We start from the raw sequence: 11,192 nt of genomic DNA, 5'->3' as shown, positions 1-11,192 counted from the left end.
CCGGTGCTCCGATTCGGCTCGGCCGGGTGCCGGCCCGAATCACCCTTGCCAGCGCCCGCGATGGAGGCAGAGCGTCGTCGATCGAATAGGCTGTCACCCGGCGCTGGTTCGCCCGGCCGGGTTCGGCCGGGCGTCGTAAGAGGGAACCCGGTGCAAGTCCGGGACTGCCCCGCAGCGGTGAGTGGGAACGACCGCCGTCACCACGCACTGGACCGCGAGGTCTGGGAAGCGACGGCCAGTAGGAGACCGGCACGCCCGGTCGCGCCCGCGAGTCCGAAGACCTGCCCGCGCTGCGCACACGAGGTGTGTGCGCTGCCGTCGACCTCGCGGGTGGGTCGGGCGGGTGACGCGCCACGAGCGTGTTCCTCGACGTGCGCGCCGGCGGGATCGACGGTGTGCTTCCCGAGGACGGACTACCGCTGTGCACGACACCACCACCATCGCCGGCCGACCCCCGTCGGCGTCGCACCTGACCCTGTCGCAGATCATGGACCAGCACCACACCAACCTGATGGGCACGGTCCACGGCGGCCGGATCCTCAATCTCATCGACTCGGTCGCCGGGGTGGTCGCCGCGCGGCATTCCGACGGGCCGGCGGTCACCGCCGCGATCGACGAGACCGCGTTCCTGCGCGCGGTGCGGGTCGGCGACGTGGTCCACGTCGACGCCCGGATCACCTGGGCCGGCCGCAGCTCGATGGAGGTGGCCGTCAAGGTGACCGCGGACCGCTGGGACCGCGCGGTGCCACCCACCGACGTGGCCACCGCGCACCTGGTCATGGTCGCCATCGACGACGCCGGCCAGCCCCGCACCGTCCCGCCGCTGCTGCCGCAGACCGACGGCGACCGGCGCCGCTACCGCGAGGCGGAGATCCGCCGCGAGCACCGGCTGGCACTGCGGCAGGCCCTGCTCGACGGGGCCGGGGAGGGCTGAGGGATGCTCGGTGTGTCCGCGGCGACCCTCGCCGGTTACCTCGCCGCCATCGTCGTGCTCATGGTCACTCCCGGTCCGGACATGATGTTCGTCCTGGCCAACGCCGCCCGCTACGGCACCCGCGCCGGGGTGGTCGCCGCGCTCGGCGTCGCCGCCGGGGAGGCGGTGCACGTCGCGGCGGTCGTCTGCGGTCTCGCCGCGCTGGTCTCGGCGTCGCCGGTGCTGTTCACCGCGATCCGCTGGGCCGGCGCGGCGTACCTGATCGTCCTCGGCGTACGGGCGCTACGCGGCGCCGGCGGTCCCGTCGACGCGGTGACGGAGCAGGGTGGCCGGGCCAGCCGGGCATTCCTGCGCGGGCTGGTGACCAACCTGCTCAACCCGAAGATGATCCTGTTCAGCGTGGCCTTCCTGCCCCAGTTCGTCGACCCGGCAGCCGGTGACGTCACCGCCCAGCTCGTCCTGCTCGGCGCGCTGTTCGTGGCGGTGCAGCTCGCCGTCGACATCGCCCTGGGCGCCGGCGCTGGGCGGCTCGCCGGCCGGTTGGCCGACGGCCGCTGGTCACGTCGGATCAACCGGATCTGCGCCGTCGCCTTCGTCGCGCTCGGGATCCGCCTGGCGGCCAGCTAGCGGATCGACGGGCTCACTCCAGGGTCGGGGTGGTCCGCCTCGAACCGGGCCCGGGTCAGGAAGGCGAGCTGGGCGCGCTTGTCCGGCATGTCGATCTCGGAGCCGAAGGTGAAGCCCTCGGACTCCAGGCGACGCAGGGCCAGTTGGTTGCGCACGTCCGGCTCCACCACGATCCGTTGCGCGGCCGGGTCCCGGAACAGGAACCGGGCGAGCGCGGGACCGATCGCGGTGGTCAGGCCGCGGGCGTACCGCCGGCCGGGGTTGAGCAGCAGGTGCATCCCGATGTCGCCGGGCTGGACCGGGTAGCGCTCGCCGACCGGGTCGGCCCCGGGCTGGTAGGTCTGGAAGAGCCCGACCGGCTCGTCGTCGACGGTGATCAGGTAGGCGTGGTGGGTTGGCAGGCTGTCGATGAACGCGTAGATCTCGTGCACCTGCTCGACGGTGTGGCCACCCATCCCCCAGAACGAGTTGCGGGGCTGGGTGACCCAGCCGTGCAGCAGTTCGGCGTGCCGGTCGGGTGCCACGGTCACGAGCGACAACTCGCCGAGGCCGGAGATCTTCTCCTGATAGATCATGGTGCGCTGTCCTTAGCTACGCCGGTGCGGAGGGGCCGGGCCGGGGTGCCGGTCGGCCCGGCGGCGTCGTCGCGCCACCCCGCGCATGCCATCGACCAGCCTCGACGCCCTCGCGGGCCGGTGTCGGGGACACGCCTGTTCTGTCGACCGTCAACTTAGGTTACCCTGCCCTAACGAAGGCAGACCTTGCCTGGAGGGGTGCGTGAAACGGAACTGGGAGGCCCTGGCGCTCAAGGCCATGGGAGGCCGGGACTTCCGGCTGACCGTGCTGGGCACCGAGTCGGTCGACGGGCACTACCAGCGGCTGCTCCTCGACGGCGGTGGCCTGCTGGAGGCGTGCGGGGTCCACCCGACGATGTGGATCCGGCTGTGGTTCGACAACGACGGCCGGGCGCACCAGCGCGCCTACACGTTGGTGGACCCCGACCCGGCCACCGGGCGGTTCACTCTCGAATTCGCCCTCCACGACGGCTGTGCCGCCCGGTGGGCCACCACGGCGCAGATCGGCGACACCATCGACGCGACCGTTCAGGGCAGCGCGTTCCGGCTGCCGGACCCCGAGCCCGAGCACCTCTACCTGGTCGGTGACGCGGCGTCCCTGCCGGCGGTGAACAGCCTGCTCGACGCCGGCGCCGACATCCCGGCGACGGTCTGGCTGGAGTACGCCCACGAGGGTGAGAAGGCGCTCGCGCCGCGGACCCGGGCACACCACGACGTCACCTGGGTGCCCCGCCAGGACACCGGTCAGCACCTGGTCGACACGGTCTGCAGCGCACTGCCCGCCAGCGACTCGGCCCACTACTGGGTCGCCTGCGAGGCGGCCGCCACCCGCACCATCACCCGGCACATCCGGCGCACGTTGGGCGTCGACAAGCACCAGCTCACCTCGCTCGGCTACTGGAGAGCCGCGTGAAGGGCCGCCTCGGCACGCTGACCGCGCTGTACGTCACCCAGTACCTCGGCATCGGCTTCATCACCGTCGGGCTGACCGCCATCCTGCGCGACGGCGGGACGTCGCTGGACACCCTGGCGCTGCTGCAGGTCGTCGGCCTGATCTGGCCGATCAAGTTCCTCTGGGCGCCGATCCTCGACCGCTACGGGTCCCGCCACCGCGGCCACCACCGGTCCTGGCTGCTGGTGCTCCAGGCCGCCCTGGTGCTGGCCCTGCTGGCGCTGCTGCCGTTCACCCGCCCCGCCGAGCAGCTCGGCCCGGTGGTCGCCATCTGCGCGGCGTACGTCTTCTTCTCCGCCACCCAGGACATCGCGGTGGACGCGGTCGCCGTCCGGCTGCTGACCGAGTCGGCCCGGGGCGTGGGAAACGGCATCCAGGTGGCCGCCAGCTATCTCGGCAACCTGCTCGGCGGTGGCGCCTGCGTGCTGGTCTACGACCGTGTCGGCTGGGTACCGGCGATCGGCCTGCTGGCCGCCCTGACCACCGTCGGGCTGCTGGTGGTGTGGCGCTTCCGGGAGCCCACCCGCACCGACCGGGTCCCCCGGGTCGGCGCGGCCTACCGGGCGCTGCTGTCGGTGTTCGGTCAGCCCGGCTGCCGGTGGTGGACCTTCGGGGTGGTGCCGCTGGTCTACGTCGGCGCGGGGATGGCCTACGCGCTGGTCACGCCGGCCCTGGTCGACGCCGGCTGGTCGCTGGGCCGGATCGGCGTGGTGACCGGGGTGGTGACCAGCGCACCGGCGATCGTGGCCGGTCTGCTGGCCGGCTTCGGCATCGCCCGCCTCGGGCGGAGCTGGGTGCTGGTGGCCGGCGGGGTGACGCTGGGGCTGTCGACGGTGCTGCTGCTGCCGCTGATGAACGGGCGCGCACCGCTGGCCGGGACGGTGGTCGCCCTCTGCTGCTTCCTGGCGGCGTACACGGTGGCGAACGTGGTGCTCTACACGGTCAACATGGACTATTCGCGGCCCGACACCGGCGGCACCGACTTCACCGTGCTGTCGTCGTTCGGGCTGGTCTGTTCGTTCGTGGCTTCCTCGGTCGGGCTGGCAGCCGCCGAACGCGTGGGCTACGCCCCGGTCGCTGTCGCGTCCATCGTGCTGATGGCCGCCGGCGTCGTGCTCGGCATCGCACATCAGCGGCGACACCGCCCCCGCCGGCTGCTGGTCGAGGCGCCCGACCGGCGCCCGGCCGTGGGGGACGTGGCCCCGGTGGGATGAACCGCCGACCCCCCACTTGACGATCTGTTAGGTTAGGCTAACCTAACTTCGGCGCTCGGCGCCCATCATGTCCACCTCGACCTGAGGACCTGCATGAGCCTGACCGGAAGCACGCTCGACAGCTCGTCGACCGGGGCCGTCCCCGACCTGTCCGCCGCCCGGGCCCACCTGTTCAACGCCGGTTCGGTCGCGCGCTACCAGCGCGTACTGAGCCAGGGTGTGGACCGGGTGGCCGACCGGGTGGCCGGCGCGGACCGGCCGTTCACCGGCGTCACGCCGGAGGCGCTGGCTCCCCTGATCGCCGGCATCGACCTGGACCGGCCGCTGGGTGACACCGACGCCGCCCTCGACGAACTGAACGAGCTCTGGCTGCGCGACGCGGTGTGGTTCCACCACCCCCGCTACCTGGCCCACCTCAACTGCCCGGTGGTGATCCCGGCGCTGCTCGGGGAGGCGATGCTCAGCGCGGTCAACTCCTCGCTGGACACCTGGGACCAGAGCGCCGGGGCCACCCTGATGGAGCGGCGGCTCATCGAGTGGACGGCCGGGCGGATCGGCCTCGGCGCCGCCGCCGACGGCGTCTTCACCAGCGGCGGCACCCAGTCGAACCTGCAGGCGATGCTGCTGGCTCGCGAGGAGGCGTACCGCCGGGTGGTCGGCGCGGCCGCGACCCGCCCGGCCCGGACGGAGGTGCTCGCCCGACTGCGGATCGTCACCTCCGCCGCCGGACACTTCAGCGTGCAGAAGGCCGCCAAGATGCTCGGGCTGGGCAGCGACGCGGTCCTCACCGTGCCCACCGACGCAGGCCGGCGGATGCGCACCGACGAGCTCGCCCGCACGATCGACCGCTGCCGGCGCGAGGGCCTGGTGGTGATGGCCGTCGTGGCCACCGCTGGCACCACCGACTTCGGCACCATCGACCCGCTGACCCAGATCGCCGAGATCTGCGCGGCGGCCGGGGTGTGGCTGCACGTCGACGCGGCCTACGGTTGCGGCCTGCTGGTCTCCCCCACCCGCCGGCACCTGCTGCACGGCATCGAGCGGGCCGACTCGGTGACCGTCGACTACCACAAGTCCTTCTTCCAGCCGGTCAGCTCCAGCGCGCTGCTGGTCCGCGACGGGCGGATGCTGCGGCACGCCACCTGGCACGCCGACTACCTCAACCCCGCCCGGGCCGCCGAGCAGGGCATCCCCAACCAGGTCGACAAGAGCATCCAGACCACCCGCCGCTTCGACGCGTGCAAGCTCTGGCTGACCCTGCGCATCATGGGCCCGGACGCCGTCGGCGCGCTCTTCGACCGGGTGGTCGACCTCGCGGCCGAGGCCTGGCAACTGCTCGACGCCGATCCCCGCTTCCAGGTGGCCGCCCGGTCGCAGCTGAGCACCGTGGTGTTCCGCTACCTCCCCGACGGCGCCGGCCCGAGCCTGACCGACGAGGCGAACCTGCACGCCCGGGAGGCGCTGGCCGCCTCCGGCGCCGCCCTGGTGGCCGGCACCAAGGTGGACGGTGCCCACTACCTGAAGTTCACCCTGCTCAACCCCGAGACCACGGTGGCCGACATCGCCCACGTCCTCGACCTGATCGCCGAGCACGCCGCCTGGTACGCCCGCGCCAGCTCGGCCGCCGAGCTGTCCTGCCCGGTCGGCTGACGCCCCGCCGTTTGGAGAACCGCATGTCGACCCACGACTTCATCGCCGTCGGCCTGGGCCCGTACAACCTCGGCCTGGCCTGCCTGACCGCACCGATCGACGACCTGGACGGGGTGTTCCTGGAGGCCCGGGACGGCTTCGACTGGCATCCCGGGATGCTGCTCGAGTCGACCCGGCTGCAGACGCCGTTCATCGCCGACCTGGTCAGCCTCGCCGACCCGACCTCGCCGTACTCCTTCCTCAACTACCTCAAGGAGACCGGCCGGCTCTACCCCTTCTACATCCGGGAGAGCTTCTTCCCGCTCCGCGCGGAGTACAACGACTACTGCCGGTGGGCCGCCGGGAAGCTGCCGAACCTGCGCTTCGGGCACGCCGTCACCGCCGTCGAGTACGACAAGGCCGACGGCCGCTACGTGGCGCACGCCGACACGGCGGACGGGCCGGTCACCCACCGGGCCCGGCACCTGGTGCTCGGCACCGGCACCCCGCCGTACGTCCCGGACGCCTGCGCCGGTCTCGGCGGCGACCTGATCCACAATTCCCGGTACCTGGAGCACCGGGAGGCGCTGCGGGCCAAGCGCAGCATCACGGTCGTGGGCAGCGGGCAGAGCGCCGCGGAGATCTACCACGACCTGCTCGGCGACATCGGTGGCCACGGCTACCAGCTGAACTGGGTCACCCGCTCGCCCCGGTTCTTCCCGCTGGAGTACACCAAGCTGACCTTGGAGATGACCTCACCGGACTACGTGGACTACTTCCACGCGCTGCCCGAGCCGACCCGCTACCGGCTGGAGGCCGAGCAGAAGGGCCTGTTCAAGGGGATCAACGCCGACCTGATCAACGACATCTACGACCAGCTCTACGCCCACAGCGTGCACGGGCCGGTGCCGACCCGGCTGCTCACCAACACCGAGCTGACCAGCGCCAGCCACGACGCCGCGACCGGGACGTACGCCCTCGGGCTGCGCCAGGTGGAGCAGGGCCGCGACTTCACCCTGGACACCGAGGGGCTGGTGCTGGCCACCGGCTACCACTACCGGGTTCCCGAGTTCCTGACCCCGATCCGCGATCGGATCCGTCGGGACGGCCGCGGCCGGTTCGAGGTGGCCCGCAACTACAGCATCGACCACACCGGCCGGGAGATCTTCCTGCAGAACGCCGGCACCCACACGCACAGCATCACCTCACCCGACCTGGGCATGGGTCCGTACCGCAACTCGTGGATCATCCGGGAGCTGACCGGCCGCGAGCACTACCCGATCGAGAAGAGCATCGCCTTCCAGGAGTTCGGCGCGCCGGCGGGGGTGGCGTGATGGCCGGGTTCACCCGGATCGACGCCCAGCTCGGCGAGTTCGCGTTGCGCCCCCTCGACCCGGACGCCGACGCCCCGCAGCTGCACCGCTGGGTCACCGACCCCAAGGCCGCGTTCTGGCTCATGCAGGACGCCGACGTGGCCCAGGTCGCGGCCGAGTACCGGCGGATCGCCGCGCACCCGCACCACGACGCCTACCTGGGCCTGTGGCGCGGCGAGCCGGCCTTCCTCGCCGAGCGGTACGACCCCGCCCGGGTCGAACTCGTTGGCCTGTACGACCCGGCGGAGGGCGACGTCGGCATGCACTTCCTCTGCGCCCCCGCCGAGCGGCCGGTGCACGGCTTCACCCGTGCGGTGATCACCACGGTGATGGCGTGGCTCTTCGCCGACCCGGCCACCCGGCGGGTGGTGGTCGAACCGGACGTGCGCAACAGCGCCGTCCACGCGCTCAACGCCGCGGTGGGCTTCACCGTCGTCGGCCCGATCCGCAAGCCCGAGAAGGAGGCGCTGCTCAGCGTCTGCACCCGGGACCAGTTCCTGACCGCGACCCGAGAAGGGGTGCCCGCGTGAACCCGACCGCCGCCGTGGACCACCTGACCCCCGACGCCTGGGCGACGGCCAACCGGCTGCTGGTGCGCAAGGCCCTCGCCGAGTTCACCCACGAGCGCCTCGTCGTCCCCGAGCCGACCGACGACGGCCGGTGGCTGGTCCGCAGCGACGACGGCGCCGTGACGTACCGCTTCGCCGCCCAGCGACTCGCCCTCGACCACTGGCAGGTCGACGCCGACAGCATCACCCGGCAGCGGGACGGCGAGGAGCTGCCGCTCGACGCCGTCGACCTGTGCCTGGAACTGCGCGGCGCGCTCGGGCTCACCGACGCGATCCTGCCGGTCTACCTGGAGGAGATCACCTCCACCCTGGCCGGCACCGCTTACAAGCTCGGCAAGCCGCCGGTGAGCGCCGCCGAGCTGGCCCGGGCGGACTTCCAGGCCATCGAGACGGGCATGACCGAGGGCCACCCGTGCTTCGTGGCGAACAACGGCCGGATCGGGTTCGGGGTGCACGAGTACCACCGCTACGCCCCGGAGGCGGCCGCGCCCGTGCGGCTGCTCTGGTTGGCCGCGAACCGCGACCACACCACCTTCACCTGCGCCGCCGACCTGGACTACGACACGCTGGTGCGGGCCGAGCTGGGCGCCGACACGATCGCGCACTTCGCCGGCGTGCTCACCGGGCTCGGCCTGGACCCGGCCGACTACCTGCTCATCCCGGTGCACCCGTGGCAGTGGTGGAACAAGCTCGCCGTCACCTTCGCCGGCGAGGTGGCCCGGCGCCGGCTGGTCTGCCTCGGCGAAGGGCCGGACGAGTATCTCGCCCAGCAGTCGATCCGCACGTTCTTCAACGTCACCGACCCGACGAAGCACTACGTCAAGACGGCCCTGTCGGTGCTGAACATGGGCTTCATGCGCGGGCTGTCCGCCGCGTACATGGAGGCCACCCCGGCGATCAACGACTGGCTGGCCGACCTGATCGACAACGATCCGGTGCTCAAGCGCACTCGGCTGTCGATCATCCGGGAGCGGGCCGCGATCGGCTACCGGCACCGCCAGTACGAGACGGCCACCGACCGGTACTCCCCGTACCGGAAGATGCTGGCCGCGCTCTGGCGGGAGAGCCCGGTCGGCGGGCTGGAGCCGGGCCGCCGGCTCGCCACCATGGCCTCGCTGCTGCACGTCGACCGGGACGGCCGCTCGCTCGCCGGGGCCCTGATCGCCGAGTCGGGCCTGGCGCCGGCGGACTGGCTGCGCCGCTACCTGGACGCCTACCTGGTGCCGCTGCTGCACAGCCTCTACGCCTACGACCTGGCGTTCATGCCGCACGGCGAGAACGTCATCCTCGTCCTGCACGCCGGCGCGGTCGAGCGGGTGGTCTTCAAGGACATCGCCGAGGAGATCGTGGTGATGGACCCGGAGGCGGACCTGCCCGAGCGGGTACGGCGGATCCGGGCGGCCATTCCGGAGGACGAGAAGATCCTGTCCATCTTCACCGACGTCTTCGACTGCTTCCTCCGCCACCTCGCGGCAATCCTGCACGGCGAGGGCGTGCTGGCCGAGGACGACTTCTGGCGGACGGTCGCCGAGTGCGCCGCCGACTACGCCGACAGCGTGCCCCACCTGGCCGACCGGCTGCACCGCCACGACCTGTTCGCCGCGGAGTTCGCGCTGTCCTGCCTCAACCGCCTGCAGCTGCGCAACAACCAGCAGATGGTCGACCTGGCCGACCCGTCCGCCGCGCTCCAGTTCGCCGGCACCCTGGCCAACCCGCTCGCCCGCTTCGCGCCGAAGCGATGAGCGCCGACCCGGCTGCCGTCGCGCCGCCCGGCCCGCTGGGCGACGCGACGCCGGGCCGGTCGGACGGGCCGCCACGGCCGTCCCGCACCCGGTGGCTGATCCTGGCCGTGCTCTGTCTGGCCCAGCTCGTCGTGGTGCTGGACAACACCGTCCTCACCGTGGCGGTGCCGGTGCTCACCGCCGAGCTGCACGCCAGCACCGCCGACGTGCAGTGGATGATCAACGCGTACGCGCTGGTGCTGTCGGGGTTGCTGCTCACCGCCGGCAGCGCCGTCGACCGGTACGGACGCCGCCGGATGCTGCTCGCCGGGCTGGTCCTGTTCGGGCTCGGTTCGCTGGCCGCCGGGCTCGCGCGCACCGCCGAGCAGTTGATCGCGGCCCGGGCCGGGATGGGCGTGGGCGGGGCCCTGCTGGTCACCGCCACGCTGGCGGTCGCCATGCAGGTCTTCACCGGGGCCGAGCGGTCCCGGGCGATCGGCATCTGGGCGGCCACCAGCGCGCTGGGGTTCGCCGCCGGGCCCCCGATCGGTGGAACCGTGCTGGCGCACCTGCCCTGGGGTGCCATCTTCCTGATGAACATCCCGATCGTGCTGGTCTGCCTGGTGGCGGGCCGCGCGCTGGTCCCCGAGTCCCGCGATCCGGCCGGCGGTCGCCTCGACCTGGGCGGGGTGGTGCTCTCCGTCGCCGGCCTGACGGCGATCGTCTGGTCGATCATCGCCGGGCCGGAACGGGGTTGGGCGTCGGCCGAGGTGCTCGGCGGGGCCGCGGCCGGTCTGCTCCTGCTCTGGCTCTTCGTCCGTTGGGAGCAGCGGGTCCCGGACCCGATGCTGGACATGCACTTCTTCCGGAACCGCCGCTTCGTCGGCGCGGTCTCCGGGGTCGTCCTGATCACCTTCGGGGCGACCGGCGCGCTGTTCCTGCTCGCCCAGCAACTGCAGTTCGTCCGCGGCTACCCGGCCTGGGAGGCGGGTCTGCGGATGGCCCCGTTCGCCCTGTCCATCGTGCTGCTCAACGTCAGCGGCGCCGCCGCGGTGGCGATCCGCCGGCTCGGCCTGCCGGCCGCCATCGCGGTCGGCATGGGGCTGCTCTCGGCGGGTCTCGCGCTCGTCACCCACGGCCCGTCCGACGGCTACGGGGTGCTGCTCGCCGGCCTGCTGGTGATGGGTACGGGTTGCGCGCTGGCCAACCCGGCGATCGTCGAGGCGGTGATGAGCGCCATCCCGGCGGAGAAGGCCGGCGCCGGCGCCGGGGTCGACGGCACCATGACGGAGGTCGGCAGCAGTCTCGGCATCGCCGTGCTGGGCGCCGTGTTGAACGCCCGGTTCGCCGCGCTGCTGCCCACCGCGCTGGCCGGCGCCGGATCGTTCCCGGCGGCCCTCGCCGCCGCCGGGCCGGACCGCGAGGCGGTCACCGTCGCCTATGCCGACGCGCTCGCCACCGGCCAGACCGTGGGTGCGGTGGCCGTCCTGGCCGGCGGGCTGGTCGCCGCCGGGCTGCTGCACCGGGCCGAGCGGTCCGGTTCACCCGTCGCCGTCCCGGCTCACGCGGGCACGGACTAGCGGGAACCAGCCGGCGAC

The 11,192-nt window shown here is 72.6% G+C and carries 9 protein-coding genes, 1 pseudogene and 1 riboswitch; of the genes and pseudogenes, 9 read left to right on the top strand and 1 reads right to left on the bottom strand.

Annotation, left to right across the window (positions count from 1 at the left end):
- The first annotated feature begins 87 nt into the window (after positions 1-87).
- A riboswitch (cobalamin riboswitch) is annotated at positions 88-303 on the top strand.
- Between the two features lie 184 nt (positions 304-487).
- Both GA0070609_RS08005 and GA0070609_RS08000 read left to right on the top strand, forming a co-directional pair.
- Positions 488-934 carry an acyl-CoA thioesterase gene (locus GA0070609_RS08005; protein WP_408630660.1) on the top strand — a complete coding sequence of 149 codons (447 nt, stop codon included), beginning with the start codon at positions 488-490 and terminating at the stop codon, positions 932-934.
- A 3-nt stretch (positions 935-937) separates the two neighbouring features.
- The gene (locus GA0070609_RS08000; RefSeq protein WP_088993225.1) at positions 938-1,561 is read left to right on the top strand and encodes a LysE family translocator; all 624 of its coding nucleotides are present in this window, start codon (positions 938-940) and stop codon (positions 1,559-1,561) included.
- On the opposite strand, the gene GA0070609_RS07995 is transcribed toward GA0070609_RS08000, so the two are convergent.
- Positions 1,558-2,136, bottom strand: a complete 579-nt coding sequence (locus GA0070609_RS07995; protein ID WP_088993224.1) for a GNAT family N-acetyltransferase — start codon at positions 2,134-2,136, stop codon at positions 1,558-1,560. The genes GA0070609_RS08000 and GA0070609_RS07995 overlap by 4 nt on opposite strands.
- A gap of 202 nt (positions 2,137-2,338) precedes the next feature.
- Here GA0070609_RS07995 and GA0070609_RS07990 point away from each other — a divergent pair, with 202 nt between their 5' ends.
- From GA0070609_RS07990 to GA0070609_RS07960, 7 genes and pseudogenes are all read left to right on the top strand, one after another.
- Positions 2,339-3,049, top strand: coding sequence for a siderophore-interacting protein (locus tag GA0070609_RS07990; protein WP_088993223.1), 711 nt, complete (start codon positions 2,339-2,341; stop codon positions 3,047-3,049).
- On the top strand, positions 3,046-4,302 hold the full coding sequence (locus tag GA0070609_RS07985) for an MFS transporter (RefSeq protein ID WP_088993222.1): 1,257 nt from the start codon (positions 3,046-3,048) through the stop codon (positions 4,300-4,302). The genes GA0070609_RS07990 and GA0070609_RS07985 overlap by 4 nt, the downstream gene beginning before the upstream one ends.
- A 93-nt stretch (positions 4,303-4,395) precedes the next feature.
- Positions 4,396-5,952, top strand: a complete 1,557-nt coding sequence (locus GA0070609_RS07980; protein ID WP_088993221.1) for a pyridoxal phosphate-dependent decarboxylase family protein — start codon at positions 4,396-4,398, stop codon at positions 5,950-5,952.
- Between the two features lie 23 nt (positions 5,953-5,975).
- On the top strand, positions 5,976-7,265 hold the full coding sequence (locus GA0070609_RS07975) for a lysine N(6)-hydroxylase/L-ornithine N(5)-oxygenase family protein (protein WP_088993220.1): 1,290 nt from the start codon (positions 5,976-5,978) through the stop codon (positions 7,263-7,265).
- The gene (locus GA0070609_RS07970) at positions 7,265-7,834 is read left to right on the top strand and encodes a GNAT family N-acetyltransferase (RefSeq protein WP_088993219.1); all 570 of its coding nucleotides are present in this window, start codon (positions 7,265-7,267) and stop codon (positions 7,832-7,834) included. Before GA0070609_RS07975 ends, GA0070609_RS07970 begins: the two co-directional genes overlap by 1 nt.
- Entirely contained in the window at positions 7,831-9,615 is a 1,785-nt protein-coding gene (locus GA0070609_RS07965; protein ID WP_088993218.1) for an IucA/IucC family protein, read from the top strand. The genes GA0070609_RS07970 and GA0070609_RS07965 overlap by 4 nt, the downstream gene beginning before the upstream one ends.
- 55 nt (positions 9,616-9,670) lie before the next feature.
- Positions 9,671-11,174 (top strand): annotated as a pseudogene (locus tag GA0070609_RS07960) (MFS transporter); the annotation flags it as partial.
- Positions 11,175-11,192 lie beyond the last annotated feature (18 nt).

The sequence above is a fragment of the Micromonospora echinaurantiaca genome, from assembly GCF_900090235.1.
GTDB classification, from domain to species: Bacteria; Actinomycetota; Actinomycetes; order Mycobacteriales; family Micromonosporaceae; genus Micromonospora; species Micromonospora echinaurantiaca.
This window is presented reverse-complemented; position numbering and strand designations above follow the sequence as displayed.